The sequence below is a fragment of the Achromobacter sp. RW408 genome (assembly GCF_003184165.1).
In the GTDB taxonomy this organism is placed as follows: domain Bacteria; phylum Pseudomonadota; class Gammaproteobacteria; order Burkholderiales; family Burkholderiaceae_B; genus Achromobacter; species Achromobacter xylosoxidans.
The window spans coordinates 968,300-984,847 of sequence record NZ_QHHO01000022.1; the positions used below are offsets into that span (position 1 = coordinate 968,300).

The 16,548-nt window shown below is 66.3% G+C and carries 14 protein-coding genes; 3 read left to right on the top strand and 11 right to left on the bottom strand.

Features of this window, described 5'->3' with window-relative positions:
* The first annotated feature begins 592 nt into the window (after positions 1–592).
* On the top strand, positions 593–2,236 hold the full coding sequence (locus DK459_RS06825; protein WP_223821469.1) for a methyl-accepting chemotaxis protein: 1,644 nt from the start codon (positions 593–595) through the stop codon (positions 2,234–2,236).
* Here DK459_RS06825 and DK459_RS06830 read toward each other — a convergent pair.
* From DK459_RS06830 to DK459_RS06875, 10 genes are all read right to left on the bottom strand, one after another.
* Positions 2,139–4,580: a fimbria/pilus outer membrane usher protein gene (locus tag DK459_RS06830; RefSeq protein WP_045953293.1), complete on the bottom strand. Its 2,442-nt coding sequence runs from the start codon at positions 4,578–4,580 to the stop codon at positions 2,139–2,141. The genes DK459_RS06825 and DK459_RS06830 overlap by 98 nt on opposite strands.
* Entirely contained in the window at positions 4,577–5,290 is a 714-nt protein-coding gene (locus DK459_RS06835; RefSeq protein WP_020928950.1) for a fimbria/pilus chaperone family protein, read from the bottom strand. Before DK459_RS06835 ends, DK459_RS06830 begins: the two co-directional genes overlap by 4 nt.
* A 69-nt stretch (positions 5,291–5,359) precedes the next feature.
* Entirely contained in the window at positions 5,360–5,995 is a 636-nt protein-coding gene (locus DK459_RS06840) for a DUF1120 domain-containing protein (protein WP_020928949.1), read from the bottom strand.
* A 38-nt stretch (positions 5,996–6,033) separates the two neighbouring features.
* Complete coding sequence (locus DK459_RS06845) at positions 6,034–6,705, bottom strand: DUF1120 domain-containing protein (protein ID WP_020928948.1); 672 nt, start codon at positions 6,703–6,705, stop codon at positions 6,034–6,036.
* 54 nt (positions 6,706–6,759) lie between these two features.
* On the bottom strand, positions 6,760–7,512 hold the full coding sequence (locus DK459_RS06850; RefSeq protein WP_024069904.1) for a hypothetical protein: 753 nt from the start codon (positions 7,510–7,512) through the stop codon (positions 6,760–6,762).
* 46 nt (positions 7,513–7,558) lie between these two features.
* The gene (locus tag DK459_RS06855) at positions 7,559–8,296 is read right to left on the bottom strand and encodes a DUF1120 domain-containing protein (protein WP_024069903.1); all 738 of its coding nucleotides are present in this window, start codon (positions 8,294–8,296) and stop codon (positions 7,559–7,561) included.
* A 172-nt stretch (positions 8,297–8,468) separates the two neighbouring features.
* Positions 8,469–9,554, bottom strand: coding sequence for a PotD/PotF family extracellular solute-binding protein (locus tag DK459_RS06860; RefSeq protein WP_110134572.1), 1,086 nt, complete (start codon positions 9,552–9,554; stop codon positions 8,469–8,471).
* A gap of 53 nt (positions 9,555–9,607) precedes the next feature.
* Entirely contained in the window at positions 9,608–10,252 is a 645-nt protein-coding gene (locus DK459_RS06865) for a response regulator transcription factor (RefSeq protein ID WP_054516251.1), read from the bottom strand.
* Positions 10,253–10,316: 64 nt separating this feature from the next.
* Positions 10,317–13,526, bottom strand: coding sequence for an ATP-binding protein (locus DK459_RS06870; RefSeq protein WP_158288270.1), 3,210 nt, complete (start codon positions 13,524–13,526; stop codon positions 10,317–10,319).
* A gap of 65 nt (positions 13,527–13,591) precedes the next feature.
* Positions 13,592–14,782, bottom strand: a complete 1,191-nt coding sequence (locus tag DK459_RS06875) for an EAL domain-containing protein (RefSeq protein ID WP_070540554.1) — start codon at positions 14,780–14,782, stop codon at positions 13,592–13,594.
* A 246-nt stretch (positions 14,783–15,028) separates the two neighbouring features.
* Between DK459_RS06875 and DK459_RS06880 the strand changes: the two genes are divergently transcribed.
* Entirely contained in the window at positions 15,029–15,514 is a 486-nt protein-coding gene (locus DK459_RS06880; RefSeq protein ID WP_110134574.1) for a hypothetical protein, read from the top strand.
* Position 15,515: 1 nt separating this feature from the next.
* Complete coding sequence (locus DK459_RS06885; RefSeq protein WP_110134575.1) at positions 15,516–15,719, top strand: hypothetical protein; 204 nt, start codon at positions 15,516–15,518, stop codon at positions 15,717–15,719.
* A 63-nt stretch (positions 15,720–15,782) separates the two neighbouring features.
* Here the strand turns inward: DK459_RS06885 and DK459_RS06890 are convergent, their stop codons facing one another.
* On the bottom strand, positions 15,783–16,529 hold the full coding sequence (locus DK459_RS06890; protein WP_054473168.1) for a fimbria/pilus periplasmic chaperone: 747 nt from the start codon (positions 16,527–16,529) through the stop codon (positions 15,783–15,785).
* Positions 16,530–16,548 lie beyond the last annotated feature (19 nt).

Sequence of the window (16,548 nt, forward strand, 5' to 3'; positions counted from 1 at the left end):
GGGATCGGCGGACTGGACCGGAGGCGCGACCGTCCCGGCGCCGCCAGGACCGCCACCGCCGCCACTTCCCGTGCCAGGCAGGCTGCCCCCCGTGTCTCCATGGCTTCCCCCGCCGCCTCCGCAAGCCGCCAGGATGGACAGGGTCAGGATGGACAGGGCGAGTCTGGATGCGATCGGCAGGGATCGATGTGTGCGCATGATGCGGCGGTTTCCGTATTTGTGCTGGCCCCGGGCAAGGGGCGCTTGAAAGGGGGGCGTCGCCGTCAAGCCAAGTTTGGTTTTTGCGACACGCCATGTTTGGCGGCGCGCATTAACCCCGCATTAGCCGAGGCCACAAGGGCACCGCGCGAGCGTGTTCTCGGACTGCCGGACATCCACCCCTTCCGCCAGGAACCGCTGGCCTATTAGCGGGATTTATGCCGGGCTTAAGCCATTGCTTGAACCAGCGTCGTGAACAGTGAGCAAAACCCGCTATTCCTGGGGTTTTCCCTCATCTTCTCGTCGCCCTACCATGCCCGTCCGGATCAATCAGGCCCCGCGACAACAACAGGCGCCATCGCGCCATCCGGCCGGGGCCGCATAGGAAGCAAGCATGTTTCGGCTATTTACTGGATTGCGCATCCGCGCCCGGCTCTCGGGCGCATTCTTGATCGTGGCGATGATCGGCGGGGCCATTGGCGCCGTTGGCGTCTGGGGGCTGGCCAGCATCAACGACATGAACACGCGGCTTTACGAAGTCGAGCTGCGCGGCCTGTCCGACATGAAGGAAGCCAACATCCATTTCATCTATGCGGGCCGCGCCCGCAACAGCTACCTGGCCGCCTCCAGCGAACGCGAACGCCAGGCCGTGCGCGCGCAGTTCGACAACGCCGTGCGCAACATGGACAAGCTGCGTGACCGCGCGCAGGCCTACTACCAGACGGACGAGGGGCGCCAGATGCTGGACCGCTTCAAGGAAATGGAAGAGACGTGGAAACGCGACGCCGACGCCTTCTTCACCGCCGCCGCCGCGCTGCCGCCGGTGCAGAAAGACCCGCGCGCGGCCGAGATCGAACGACACGTGATCGCGTCGTCCGAGCAACTGGACCGCGTCATGAGCAAGCTGGCCCTGCAAAAAGAGGCCTCCACGGCGCAGTCGGTGCGCGAGGGCTCCGATCTGTACGAGCGCATGCGGGACGTCATGATCCTGCTGTCGGTGGCTGGGGTGGTGCTAGGCATCCTGCTGGGCGCCGTGATGACGCGCGGCATCGTGGGGCCGCTGGGCCAGGCCGTGAACGCGGCGCGCCGGGTGGCGGCCGGCGACCTGACCGGCGACATCCAGGTGGCCACGCGCGACGAGACCGGCGACCTGATGGCCGCGCTCAAGGCCATGAACGCCAGCCTGACCGGTATCGTGCGCGAGGTGCGCGGCGGCAGCGAGGGAATCGCCGCGGCGTCGTCGCAGATCGCGCAGGGCAACGCCGACCTGTCCCAGCGCACGGAGGAACAGGCCGCCTCGCTCGAGCAAACCGCGGCGTCCATGGAGGAACTCACCGGCACGGTGCGCCAGAACGCCGCCAACGCCGGCCAGGCCGAGCAACTGGTCAGCCAGGCCTCGGCCGTGGCGGCGCGCGGCGGCGAAGTGGTCGATGGCGTGGTGCAGACCATGGGCGCGATTTCCGACAGCTCGCGCCGCATCGCGGATATCACCAACGTGATCGATGGCATCGCGTTCCAGACCAACATCCTGGCGCTCAACGCCGCGGTCGAGGCGGCCCGGGCCGGCGAGCAGGGCCGCGGCTTCGCCGTGGTGGCGGGAGAGGTCCGCACCCTGGCGCAGCGCTCGGCGCTGGCCGCCAAGGAAATCAATGCCCTGATCAACGAATCCGTCAGCCGCGTCGAGGATGGATCGCGCCAGGCCGACGAGGCCGGGCGCACCATGCGCGACGTGGTCCAGAGCGTGCGCCGCGCGGCAACGCTGGTGCGCGAAATCGCCAGCGCCTCGGCCGAGCAGTCGACCGGCATCGACCAGGTGAACGTGGCGATCGCGCAGATGGACGGCGTCACGCAGCAGAACGCCGCCCTGGTGGAACAGGCCGCCGCCGCGGCCGCCAGCATGCGCGAGCAGGCCGGTCACCTGGCGCAGCAGGTGCGGCGTTTCAAGGTGGATGCGGACGCGCCGCCGCCGCGGGCGCTGCCTTGCGGCATACCGCCGGCGCGTCCTGGTAGGGACGATCCGGATCCGGCTTGCCCGTAGGCTGGAATTCCAGAAAACACCGGCCGCCTTCCTTCAGCGCGACTTGCAGAGGCGCGGCATAAGCGTCATCCAGGAAGATCTGGCCCTGCCGGCCGACCAGCGTGACCAGGTTGCCGCGTCCGTCCATTACCGGCAGCCGTTCGGCCAACGGCTGCCGGTCGGCTTCGGACACCGCCGACAACAGATAGCGCTGGACCTGGCGCAAGTTGAAGTCAACCACCTGCACCGACCCGCGCGCCGGCTTCACCGACTGGATGCCGTTGGGCAGGTTGGCGTTGCGCGGCAGGCTGGCGGTGTTGATCTCGACCGAGCTTTCGCTGTAGGCGGGCAGGCCTGGGATCACGGCATGGCCCCAGGCATCCGTCCAGGCCGGACCCGCGGGCGTCTGGATTTGCACGCCGCCCAGGTCGCCGACCTTGGCGATGCCCAATGTGTCGCCCACGTCGTATGGCGAAAACGCCACCGCGCCGCCAGCCGCCACCACGGAACCCTGCACTCCCCAGTTCGTGGACAGGCTGCCCTGTGCATCGCGGTTGGCCGACAGGTTCAGGTGGGTATAACGCGGTAGCGCGTCAATGGCCACGGACGAGTTCACGGCATGACCCGGATTGGCCACGCTGGAACTCAGGTTGTAGCTGAATTGCGGGCTGACCGTGTCCGAATAGCTCGCGCCAAGGGCGCTGCTATCGCCCGCCTTGCTGACATACACGCCGGCGCTGGCGCTGCCCAGCGGGAAACTGAGGGTCAGGAAATACTGATTGTCCGAGCGCGCACGCGTGTCGGCGCTGAGGTCTTTCGCCGCCGACAGCGTCACCGAAGTGCGCCCGAAATTGCGGTTCCACGACACCGTGGCGCGCCGGCGGGTGGCATCCAGGCCGCTCAGGCGGCTTGCCGTATAGGTGGCCGACAGCGAGCCCAACGTGGCATTGAACCAGGAGGCTCCGGCGGTATAGGTCTGGCTCGCCCTGGCCCCGGCGCGCGGGTCATCCGTGCGTTGCAGTACTTGCGCCAGGTCGCGGTACCCCTGCGTCTGCCAGGTCGCCGAAAAATTGGTGGACAGCCTTTCCCATGGCGAGATCGACAGGGTCGACGTGATCTGCTGCCCCTGGAGCTTCTGCCCCTGCGCCATCGCGTTGGAGACACGGATGCCGATCGAGCCATTGATGGCCTCGCCGGGCGAGGCGGTAAGCGTCGCGGCCAGCGCGCGGTACGACGGCGATGCCAGCACGCCCGCGTTGACGCTGGCGTGGCGCCCCAGGTTCCAGCCATTGCTGGCGGTGGCTACCAGCGGCGTCTGGCTGTCGCTGCCGCGATAAGCCTGGTAGCGGCCCACCGCGATCGACAGCCCCTGGGCCGTCGTGTTGCGCACCGCACCGAATGATGCCGCCGGGACGATGAACTGCTGCCGCTCGCCGCTGGTGGAAATCACCTGCACGTCGAGGTCGGAATTGCCGCTGATGATGGGTACATCGCTGATCGTGTAGGCGCCGGCAGGAACCTGCGTCATCAGGATCAGCGTTCCCATCTGGCGCACTTCCACCCGGCTCGGACCGCTGGCGATGCCGCTGAAGGCGACGCCCGACGCCTGCGTCTGCCGCAACGCATATTCGGGAAAAAGCTGCACGCCGCGCAGTGTGCCGACCGCGAACAGCGAGCCCGCGGGTGAGATCTGGCCTGCCTGGAAGGTGGCGCGCAGACTCGGCACGGCGTGCTGGGCATACGTATCCCCCTGGGTGAAGGTCGATCGGCCGCCTTGCGAGTAATAGTCCTGGCGGCTGCGCAGGATCCAGTCGGCCACGTTCAGGCCCGTCTCACTGTATGCGCGCAAATACTGGTAGCCCGAATCCCCGGTGCCGCTGCGCGAGCCGCTCAGGTTGTAGTTGATCATCGCGGCGGTGCCGCCTGAAACATATTGACCCTGGATTGCCTCCTCGGCAGGGGCGCGGGCGGCCAGCGGCGTGACGATGTCGACCTGCGACTGGTTCGGCAGTTGGGTGATATCGGTTTCCGGATAGGCCTTGCGATAATCCTGGCAGCCTTCCTCCGACGTGCCGTCCGGCACCTTCAGGCCGATGTGCCGCAGAAGCTCGGGCGTGAAGCACAGCGTGCCTTCGTCGTTGAAGCGCACGTCCATGGTGCCTCGGTCGATGCCATTGACATTCAGGCGCACACGGGCCATACCCGGCAGGAAACGCGCCGCTTTGCTGAAGTAGGCCGCGGCTTCGGGCGAGATGCCCAGGCGCTTCAGGGTCTGGGGATCAAACTGCTGCGCGAACGCGGCGCCCGGGACGGTCATGCCGATGCAGGCCGCCACGCCCGCAGCCGCGTACGCCAGCGGGTTCATTTCGCGGGAGTCTGGCTGCAGCCATTGGACAGGGGGATGGCATAGCTGCCCGCGGCGTAGCCGTAGACGGTGGCGGGCCAGATCGTCACGGTACCGGCGGTGGCCGCCCGCTTGCCGGCCAGCGGCAGCTCGAAGCGCTCACCCGGCAACAGGTAGGTCTTGGGCAACGGCAGATTGACGTTGGCGCTGTCCAGCCGCGCCTGCTGGGCCAGGCGCACGACATAACCGCTGTCATTGCACAGGCGCAGCTTGTCGCCGTCCACGCTGCTGGACAGGCGCGTCCATGGGTCCTTCAGCTTTTCCAGCGCGCGGGGCTGGATGATCATGGGGATGTTCTGGCGAAAGGTGGTCTGCACCTGGTTGTCGGCGCCACGCGCGAACGGGATGCCTTCGAAGGCCACGCGCTTGAATCGTTGCGTGGCCAGCGGCCCCTTCTTGGTCAGCATGAAGCGCACCAGTTGTGACTGGCCGGCTTCCAGCCGTGCCATCGGGGGTGTGACGACCACCATCTCTTCGGGGTCCTCGGCGATGTTCTCGATGGTGGTGTAGAGCAGTACCGGCGCGGCGTCGGTGTTCTGCACGACCATGGTGCCCTCGCCGGTGGCTTCGTCGACGATGAGGACCGAGCTTTCGGGTACGACGCCGGCCGCGCCGGCGGGGTTGGCCAGCAGGGCGAAGGCCAGGGGAATGCAAGTCAGGAAGGGTTTCATATCAGCAAGCAGAAGACGTATTGACGCCGGCCGGGCTCGGCCTGCGTGAAATGGCCATCCGGAGAAGGCCTATGGGAAAACGGCTGACAGGCTTATCGAGCCGTCGAGCTGGACCTCGCGGCCCAGGTACAACGTGGAGGTCGGCGCGATGGCCGTTTCGATTCGCACGCCTGCCGTCAGCGTGCGGCCGCTGGCCGGGCGGCGTTGCTCGCCGCGCGCCCAGGCGATCAGGTCGGCGGCGCCGATGACCGCATCTGATTCCAGCTCGCGCCAGGTGGCGCCGCCATCGGACGAGACGATCAGGCGCGCCGGCACGCCGTCGATGCTGGCGGCGTCGCGGCGCCAGCGCAGCGCGAACGCGCCCAGCGGTTTGCCGGATGCCAGGCCGATGCCGTGGCTCGTTTCGCCCGCCAGGCCCAGCCTGCCGCCGGCCGCCGTGCTGGCCGAGCCGTCGACGCCGGACTGGCGCAGTGCGAGCGTTGCCGGTTGTTCACAGATCACCGTGACGCTGCGTTGCTGCGCGGGCAGCGGCGCGGCTTCGGCGGCGCGCAACAGGCTGCGCTTGATCTTGCCGTAGTCCACTGTGGGGCCGCCACCCAATTGGATGCGGCAACTGTTGGCCTGCGGCGCGGGCGGCGCGGCAAGGCTCGCCGCGCTGAGCAGGGCGCCCAGCAGGGCGCAAAGGGAAGGCAGGTAAGGCTTCATGATCAGCCGGAGCTCCCGGCGCGAGGCGGCAGCGGCCGCTAGAGATAGACGAGCGTCATGACCGCGCCGCCGGTGAACGGCACCTCGGTCGCCACGCCCAGTTGTGCGCTGCGGTCCAGGGCCACCTGGATGCGTACGGTACCCACGAACTCACGGCCGAAGGCGGGTTCGCGCGGCCCCGGCATGCTCCAGGTTTCGAGGCTGCCGTCGTCATGGAAGAAGTTACCGACAGAGGGATTCCAGGACTTGCCGCCGTCGCCGCTGTAAATGGACTGCGTATCCTGCTGGTCCACCTTGAAGCCTGGCACCAACTGCAGCGCCCAGGAGCCGATGCTGCGTCCTGCGTCATTGCGCAGACCATATTGCCGGGCGGGCGACCAGCTCTTGCCACGCCCGCCGAAGAACACCATGTCTTCCTTGAACGCCACCAGGCCGGGATTGCTGTCACTGACGGTCAGCGCGACTTTGGTCAATGACTCGCAGGAAATCCGGAGCTCTCGGTCGATGACGGGCAACTGCGTGTAGGTATCCTTGTTCAGATCCTTCAGCTTCACCTTGCCGTAGTTGAAGGTGCCCTGGTCGGAAATCTGGAAGGTGCACGCCCCGGGCCTTATCGAACCCTGTACGGCGACGTTCAGGGGAGTGCTCTGTGCCAGGGCGACCAGAGGCAGGGCCGCGAAGGCGCAGGCCAGGAGATATCGGAGTTTCATCGTGTTTTGGCCATCGGCCAGCCGGCGCGGCGTGCGCGCCGGCTGGCACGTGGATCACAGGTAGCTGAGCGTGATGGTGGTCTCGCCGCGGAACGTCAAATCGTTGTTGATCGTCAGTTCGGACTTCGGCTGGATGGCGGCGCCGATCACGATGTCGCCGTTGAACAGGGATGCCGAGACCGGCACGGTGGGCGTGGCGGGATCTGCGAAGGTCACGAACGTCGTGCCGTCCGACTTCAGTTGCGCGGCATTCGCGGCGGTGTCCGCGGCACTGGCCCATGCGGCCCGGTCGCTGCTGGTCACGACCAGCGCTCTGGCCTGCTTGCCGTTGGCTGCGGCGGTGGTGTACTGGAAGTTGCGGAACTGGAACACGTAGCGTCCGATGCGCGTGGTCGAAGTCGCCGCGTCCACCAGGTCATAGATATAGCCCTTCTTGGCTTCAGCCTGGATGCCAGTGGCCTTGTGGTCGAGTGCGGTGTCCGAAGGCGTCGGTGCCTTGACCGTGCCGGCAACGGACAGGGCGACCGCGGCATCGCCGCCGTCGCACTTGATGGACAGCTGCTGAACGATAGGTGCCAAGGGGGTCTCGACCTTTTCCTTGAGCGAAGCGGGGTTGATCTTCTTCATGTCGAAGGAGATCGCGCCGGAGGTCGGGGTGCAGCTTCCCGGGGAGATGACGCCGCCGACGGCGACGTTCAGCGTCGACGGCGCGGGCGCCGCGGCCGGGGCGTTCTGCGCCGATGCCGTCGCGAAGCCGGCGCAGGCCAGCACCGCGAACAGGATCTTGCGGATTTGGAAGTGTTTCATTCTTGCTCTCGGTATATCGAAGCGTGCGTCACGCCCGACGCGTGGATCAGAGGTAGTTCAGCGTGATGGTCGCGCCGCCTTCGAACTTGAGGTCGCCAGTCAGCTTCAGGTCTTTCTTGGCCAGGATGAGCGGCGCCAGCATCAACTCGCCTTCGAAGGTGCTGGCCAGCACCGGCGTGGTATTGGCCTTGGGGTCGGCGAATGACACGTAATTGCTGCCGTCCTTCTTGAGCTGCGCGGTGTTCCAACCGTTCGGGCTGGAGGTGTTGTTGCTCCACGAGTTCTTGTCGTCGCTCTTGATGATCTCGGCCTTGGAAGCGACAGCGCCCGTGCCGCCGCCGGTGTACACGAAGTTGCGGAACTGCATGGCGTATACGCCGACGCGGCTGTTGCCGTCGGCCGGGTTGACCAGGTCATACAGCGAGTCTTCGTAAGTAGAGGTGCCGGCCGGGTGGTTGTCCATGCTGGCGCCGTAGGCCTTCGATGCCTTGGTATAGCCGGTCACGTTCAGCGCGATCGCGGTGTCCGCGGTGCAGGTGATCCTGATCTTGTTGGTGATGCCGCTCAGCATGGTGACCTTGTCGTTGTTCAGCGACTTCGGGTTGATGCTCTTCATGTCGAACGTCAGGTCGCCGGACGCCGGCGTGCAGCTGCCCGGGGTAATCGTGCCGGTGACATTAATCTTGAAGCTGGGCGCGGCGGCGGGGGCGTTCTGGGCCAGAGCGCTGGTGGAGGCGGCGCAGGCCAGGAGGGCGGCGAGGAGCTTGCTGGAGTGGTGTTTCATGGTTGTCTGAAAGCCAAAGTGATAGCGGAGCGGAGGTTCTGTGGTGTCGTTCCTGCCACGAAAAATCGGACGAAATCACCACGGAAACTAAGGTACCAATCCGCTGCCGCACCGCACCATCAGACAATTCCGGTAGTGCGAGCCGGAATACAGGGACGCTTCGGCCGCCTCGCTACGGCGCCGGCTTCATGATGCGCGTCAGCCACGCCGCGCGCATCGCCGCAAAGTGTTCAGCCGTCAGTCCCGCCCAGTCCACCGGGACCAGCCTGGCGGCGATGTCGGGTGAGAGCAACGGAATCCTGGCGCGCGCCGCTTCGCTGATCTTGGCCTTCTGGTTGGACGGCGCGTAGTACATCGCCTCGGAAAAGGCCTGTTGCGCCCGCGGGCCGAGCGAATAATTGATGAACGCCTGCGCTGCCTCGCCATTGGGGCGGTCCGCGACCCGGGCGATCAGGATGGGCACGGCGACAGTGCCCTCGCTGGGCACCGTTGTCGCATAGCCGTCCAGCGCGTCCATCTGGCTCTGGCTGCGCGAGTTCCAGCCAGCCGCCAACAGGGCGCGCTTCTGGGATACCAGCCAGTACTGATTGGGGCGCGGGTTCCAGGTCAGGATGTTGGCGGTGATTTTCTCCAGATAGTCGAAGCCGGGATCGAAGCTGCCCGGACCGTCGGCGGCCCCGGCCAGGCGATTGGCGAGAAAGGTCAGCGCAATCATGCTGCCGTTGACGTTCGGATTGGTGGCCACGGCCACCTTGCCGCGGTACTTCGGATCCCACATCTCGCGCCAGCTCCGGGGGGGCTGGGCAAAGGCAGACTTGGCGTACACCAGTGTCATGGAGTCGTACATGGCCGGCAGCGCCCAGAATCCGAGCTCGCGGCCCATCTTGCCCAGGTCCGCGGCATTGGGAATGCGCTTGGGGTCCATCGGCTCGATCAGGCGCTCCGCCTGGGCCAGGCGCGCGTTGGGCGGGTCCAGGATCACGATGTCGATGCGCGGCGCGGCCCGTTGCGCTCGCAGCACAGACAACGCATTGCGCGAATCGCGCACCGCGTAGTAGCCGACCTCGATATCCGGATACGCCGTTTCGAACGGCCGGATCACCGTCCGCAGGTATTTTTCGTCGAACGCGTCCACGCCATAGGCCATGACCGTGAGCTTGATCGGCGCGTCCGCGCGCGTTGCTTCGGGAGACAGTGACGCCGCCAGGCCGGTGAATGCCAGACCGATGAGCAGGCGGCGGGGAAAGCGGTGCGTCATGGTGAGGGCTCCATCATGATGCCGGCGCCCGTTGCGGGACACTGGCGCGGCCGTTACTTGAAGAGATCGTGGTTGACGCCGAACATGACCAGTTCGTGGTCCGTTTCCACGTCCAGCTTGCGCATCGCCGCGATCTTGTGGGTGCTGACCGTCTTCACGCTGCGGTTCATGATGCGGGCGATGTCGCCCACTGAAGTGCCGGAAAGGAAATGCCGCAGCACCTCCAGTTCCTTGGGCGAAAGCCGCGCGATCCGGGTCGCCGCGTCCTGGGCGCCGCCGGGGTGGTTGGCGGCCAGGGCTTGCGGGGTGCTGCGGTAGATCTGGTTGTTCTCCAGCGCGCCGAGCGCGGTCAGGATCTCGGCCAGGTCGCCGCTCTTGAACAGGACGCCGCTGACGCCTTCCTCGTACAGGCTGGCGACGATGACCGGCGAAGAGATCATGGTATGGATCAGGATTCGCACCCGAGGGAAATTGCGGCGTAGGTATTGCACCAGCGCCAGGCCATCGCCGTAGCCATCCTCGGACGGCATGTTGTAGTCGGTGATGATGATGTCCGGCGTCAGCTCGCGAGCCTTGCGGATCAGTTCGGTGGCGCTGAGGGCCTCTCCAACGATTTGGTAACGGGCGACGCCTTCGAGGACGTTGCGCACGCCCAGGATCACGACTTGGTGATCGTCGGCCAGCAGGATTCGTGTCATGTTTCTCGTTCCTTGTTTGACGCTTCTAGCGAGGTGGCCTGGGTCTGTTTGGAAAAGTGCCGGGCTATAGCTCCTTGAACTGTTCGGCCAATTGCGCCAGCGTGCTCTTGACGGCGTTTTCCAGGACCGGGGTCAATCCTTCTTCGGCAATTTTCTGTTCCAGAACGCCACAGAACCGGGCGATCTCCTCCGCGTTCATCACCACCAGCGATCCCCGTATGCGATGCAGGGTCGAGACGATCGCCGCTGCGTCGCGCGCCGCCAGCGCCGCCCGCATCGCGGCCATGTCCTCGCGCATGGTGGCGTTGAACGCCGAGCGCAGTTGGCTGTCGTAGAACTCCTTGGGGCGGTTCGGAGGAGGCGGGCCTGCGAACTTGGCGCTTATGATTCTCGCGCAGGCGGTGCTTAGCGCGTCGTGCAGCGTGCGCAGGTCCACCGGCTTGACCACCCAGGCGTTCAGCCCCGCGGCGAAGCCGGCATCGCGTTGCGTCTGCAGCGCGTCGGCCGTCAGGCCGATGATCGGCGCCTTGGTGTGGCGGGCGCGCAGCGTGCGCACCAGTTCGTAGCCGTCCATCAGCGGCATGTTCATGTCCGTGATGAGCACGTCGAATTCATCGCCGTTCCAGCGCGCCAGGGTTTCGACACCGTCGACGCAAAGGGTCACCTCGCAGCCCAGTTCCTCCAGCTGGCGCACCAGCAAGGTGCGATTGACCGGGTTGTCCTCGGCCACCAGCACGCGCAGGCCGAGCCGCCGCAGACCCGCATCGGGGCGATACGCCGGCGCCAATGCCTCGCCCGCTTCCAGCTTGTCGGGCCCTTCCTCAGTGGGCGCCGGCCGGCCGCGCTGCGCCAGCGCGACCGCTTCGACGATGCTCTGCCGCAGATGGCTGGTCACGTGGATCTCGGACAAGCTCCATTGCGGCTTGTCCGGGCCATCGGGAATGCACGATACCCGCGGCCCGTTCCATTCGATCGGCGGCAGGCGTTCCGGCAGCAGCTCCACCAGGATGCCTTCGCGCTTGGCGGGCGCGCTGCCGCCATGGCTCGGACGCGCGGTGGCGCCGGCCAGGGCCAGCCACGCGCTGGTATCCTGCGCCAGATCCGCAACCGGGGCCCGCACCCATACCGGCGGCGCCGGGGCGATTTCGCCGTTGCCCGCCAGGCGCGCCGAGTCGGCCGTGACGCGCAGCGGCAGCCGGAAAATGAACGTGCTGCCACGGCCAGGACTGCTGTCCAGCGTGATGTCGCCCTGCATCAACTGGCTCAGGCTGTGGCAGATATACAGCCCCAGTCCGGTTCCAGGAATGGAATGGCCCGGCCCATACGCCTGGTAGAACGGTTGGAACAGAAGCGGCTGCTGGTCGGCGGAGATTCCCAGGCCGGTGTCGGCGATGCGCCACTCCAGCACCGACAGGCCGTCGCCGCCGCCCACCACCGCCAGGTCGATCCGCACCCAGCCCGCCTCGGTGAACTTGATGGCATTGCTGATCAGATTGTTCAGCACCTGCCTGATACGCAGGGCATCGCCATGGGCATAGACCGGCACATCGGTCGCAATGGTGGAGAAGAACTGCAGGCCCTTGGCGTCCGCGGTGGCGGCGTAGGATTGCAGCGCTTCTTCGGTAAGCGCCGCCGGGTCGAACCGGTGGTCCTTGAGCGCCATCTGCCGCGACTCGATCTTGGATACATCGAGGATGTCGTTGATGACGTTAAGCAGGCCTGCCGACGAGGTCTGGATGGTGCGCAGATAGCCGCGTTGCAGGTTGGTCAAGGGCGTCAGGCCCAACAGTTCCACCGTGCCCAGCGTGCCGTAGAGCGGCGTGCGGATCTCGTGGCTCATGGTGGCCAGGAATACCGTCTTTCCGGCGTTGGCGTCGTCGGCGGCGCGCTTGGCTTGCGCCAGCGCGGCCTGCGCGCGCTTGTGGTCCGTGATGTCGCTGAAGGTGGCCAGTACGATCTCTTCGCCCTGGTAAGTCACGCGCGCCGTGCTGAAACTCAGGTGCCGGCCATTGATCTCGATGTCGCCGGGCAGCGCGGCGCCGTCGCCGGAGAAGGTCAGCTGTTTGACGATCTCCACGTCTCCCAGCCATTCGTCCGCCAGATGGTTCTTGGCCACGATCTGGTGATCGGAGACGCGCAGCGCGCAGACGGCAACGCGGGCGGCCTCGATCACCGCGCGATTGAAGGATTCGCTTTCGACCACGCGTTCGTGGCTGGCTTGCGCGGGGCGCACGATCAGGTTGCGGTGGCGCCGGTACAGCGCCACGCTGCCGCCCGCGCACAGCAGCATCAGCGCGGCGAACGAGATCGATTGCCAGCGGGCGGCCTGGAAGAATTGGGCGTAGGGCACCAGATAGGTCGCGTGCCAGCCATCCTGGCACCAAGTGTGGATGTGCGCGCCATCCGCCCTGAAGTCCACGTCGCTTTCCACCTCCTCCAGTGCGCCGGGCGCGTGTGGCGGAACCGCGCGGTGGGACCCGGCCGACATCGTCGTCAGATGCTGGAAGTACACCCGGCCGTAGGTTGGGTCGCCGGAATATACGTCCTGCATCTCGATGAACGTCGCCAGCACCAGGTCGCGCTTGGGCGTGTCCGGCAGCCAGATGGCGTCCGGCAGGGTGATCGGACTGTATACCACATAGCCTATCCGGCCTTCGCCGCTGCCGGGCAGGTTGACGTCGATCCACTTTTCGCCGTTCGGACTGGTGCGCGCGGTCTGCGTATAGATGAGCTCGCGCACCCGGTTCGCCGACAGCGGGCAACGCCACCAGCGATGCACGTCATCGGTCATTGAATCCTCGGAGCAGGGCACGGATATGCTGACCTGACTGTTCAGGTCCAGCAGGAAAGCCTGCATGCCGGGTTGCTGCCAGCTGCTGCGGTAGGTGCCGTAAAGACTGGAAAGGCCTGCCGCCACCGTCTGCAGGCGGCGGCTGTGGTCGTTGCCGCCGGGCGAGTCGCTGCGGCCGACCTTGACGATGTATGGCATGGCCAGGCTTTCGTACTGGCCCTCGTAGGTGTTGGTGGTGGCGTCGCTGCCGATCAATTCGAACGAGGCAGGGCCGCCTTGCGTCACTGCCAGGCCCAGGCGCACGGCATCGTTCCTGGTGGCGCGCGCAATCAGGGATTCCTGGCCATGCAGATTGAGGATCAGGTGCTGGAAGTGCGAGCGCGCTTCGTTGGTGGCAAGGTTGATCAGGCTATTCACAACCCAGTAACACATCACCAGCATGACGATCGCGATGATCAGCGTCACGACGAACAGCAGCTGCATGCGCAGCGAAACCCGGGCAAGGTCGCCGATGGACGCGAGGCGCGTATGGCGGGGCCTGGCGCGCATCATCGCGAGACGGCGGAATTCCGTTTCAGGAATCCCAGCAGCAATTCCGGCGTCAAGGCGCGCGAGATCAGGAATCCCTGGGCCGTGTCGCACTGCATCTTCTTGAGCAGCGCCAGTTGCTCCCAGGTTTCGACGCCCTCGGCGACCACGTTCAATGCCAGGCGCCGGCCGAGCGACACAATGCTCTCGACCGCGGCCTGGGCGCCGTCATCGGTGACGCTGCGGCTGATCAGGGAACGGTCGATCTTCAGCTCGGTGAAGGGGGTCGAAACCAAGTTGAACACCGAACTGTAGCCCTGGCCGGAGTCGTCCTGGGCCAGGCCAAATCCCTTCATCCGCAGGCGGCAGGCACCGGCGTAATAGTCGCTTATCGCATCCGTGGTCGTGCCCTCGGTCAGTTCAAAGCAGATGTCCTGCGGGTTGCCGCCCAGGCGCATGACGTGGTCGTACAGGCGGTCCGGCAGATCCGCATCCTGCAGCAGATGCGTTGGCAGGTTGACGGACACTTCCACCCGGAAGTCATGCCGTTGCCAGGCGTGCTGCGCCGCGATCGTCTGCGCCAGCATTGACAATAGCAGGTCGTCTTCGAGCTCGTCCAGTATCAGCGCGGGCAGGAACTGGCCTGGCAACAGCACGGTGCCGTCGGGACGCACCCAGCGCACCAGCGCCTCGGCGGACGTGATGGCGCTGTCGGCGATGCGCATCTTGGGCTGGAACCACGCGCGGATCTCGCCCGAGCTCAGGGCATGTTGCAATGCGGCACGGTCGAACACCTGCCCCGACACCAGGGATTCGGCCTTGAGGCGGGACGCCGCTTTCAGCTTGGCCACCAGGGCGATGATGGCCTGCGGTTGCGCCGGCTTGGACAACTGGTCGATGACCCGCATGCCCAGCGTCTTGGCGACCAGGCTGGCGCCGGCGATCAGGCGCTTCGGCGACGAGCTGATCACCGCCAGCAGCGGCGGCGCTTCATAGGTGGACAGGCGCTGGATCAATTGCACGCCATCCAGTTCGGGCATGAGCAGGTCGCTCAGCACCAGGTCGTAGTGCTGGTTTTCCAGCAGACGCAGGGCGTGGCTGCCGTTCTCGGCGGTTTCCACGTGCGCGATCCCGGCCTGAAGGAACAGGTTCTTCAGGTACTCGCGTTGCAATAGCTGGTCGTCGACGATCAGGACGCGATAGGACAGCATGGCTTGATATCTCCAGAGGGGCGCCGCTGCCCGTCGGGGCGAAACGGGCCCCGCGGGAACGGCGTGCGCGCGTCGGCGGTCAGCAAGTCGGCTATTGGACCAGTCCGAGGGCGAGTCGGGTATCAGACATTTCCGAATCGCTGGCGAGTCGCGTTGGGACGAGAAGGTGGGTTTCGGAACCGTCTGATGGGCGCGCGCCGCGAGGTTTCCTAGAATGCGTGGCCCTGATCAACCGTTTTTCCCGCCGTGGCCCATTTCGCCTTTCTGCACAACTTGCATGTGCATGCCCAGTACATCGACCGCGCCACCCGGCTGGCCGCGAGCCTCAAGGAATCGGTCGCCGCAATCAACTTCTATACCGAAACGCAAGCCAGCCTGTACGCGCGCGCCGGCGCTCCGGGCCGGCACTACTTGCTGGTCGAGGGCCGCTCGCTGTGGTTGCAGCGTTTTCTCTCGGCGCCGCATTGCCCCCAGGTGGCGGGCGTGCTCGCGGTGGTGACCGACAGGCCCGGCTCGGCCGAGCGCGCCAGGATCATGCTGGCCGGCGCGGACATCTGCTTGCCAGGCTCGACGCTTCCCAGCGAGGTCGTGGCCGCGCTGTCGGCGCTTGCGCGGATGGAACGGCGATTGGTTGTGGCGGGCAGCAGCGGCTTTGGCGATACCGGCGCCCCGGCTTCTCGCTCGAACGGGTACGGGTCGGTCGCGACGCTCGCCACCGGAAATGGCGGATAGCATGATGGCCCGGGTATCGGCACCTCCGCGCACAGTGCTGCGCGCCGGCCGCGGATTTGCGCTTGGCGGTCTGGTGGCGCTGGCCGCCGTCATGGCCTGGAGCCTGTCGCTATCTGGGTCGCCCTGTGTCAGGTACGGCGGCTGGATCGCCGGCGGGACCTTGCTCGGCATGCTGGGCCTGGGCTTGTGGGTCTGCCGCCGCTGAACGTCCAGCCTGCGCCGCTGAAACAACGACCTGGCGTGTCGGTGGGCTCGCGCGCCGCCCGTGTCATTCATGCAGGCGTTCCTCGAACACGCACTGCCCCGCCGAGCAGCGATACCGGTTCATGCGCAGGCCGCCGTAGTCATCGACATTGCCCAGCAGCATTTCGCTGGCGTCGGCCGGCAGTGTCGCCTTCACCTCTTGCTCCGAGAACGGCGCCAGCATCGGCGTGCCGTCAAAGCCGGGCAACTGCCGTTTGACGTCCCGCCCCAGCCAGACCACCGTGACGTGATACGGCGTTGGGTTCTTCAGCGTCAGGCTGGCGCCGCGCAGCACGATCTGCAGCGACCGCTCCGGATTGACGTCGTCGCTCTTGCCCAGCGCGGCCGGGCGCAGCAGCAGCTTCAGCCGGCTCTGCATGGTCAGATGCAGGATGTTGGCGTCGCTCTTGGGCGGCTCCGGCGGAATCTCGCGCACGTTGAAATAGTAGAGGCTCTCGCGGTCCTGCGGCAGGCGCGCGGCGAGGGTTTCGCTGGCGCGCATGATGCGCACCTGGGCCTTCTTGCCGGCGTCGATCCGTTGCAGCGGCGGCAGGGCCACCAGGTCGTTGGTCGTCTTGCCGTCGGCGTCCTCGATCCAGGCCTGCGCCAGGTAGGGCGTGTCCGTGCTCTCGTTGGTCAGGACGATCGACACCGATTTCTGCTCGCTGCCCATGATGATGCGGGTGCGGTCGACGTTGACGGCGGCCTGGGCGCACAGGCCCCATGCCAACGCTGCGCCCAGCAGCAGGCCTCTCAGATGTGTGCGTTTCACGTGTGTTCTTCCCAAAAAA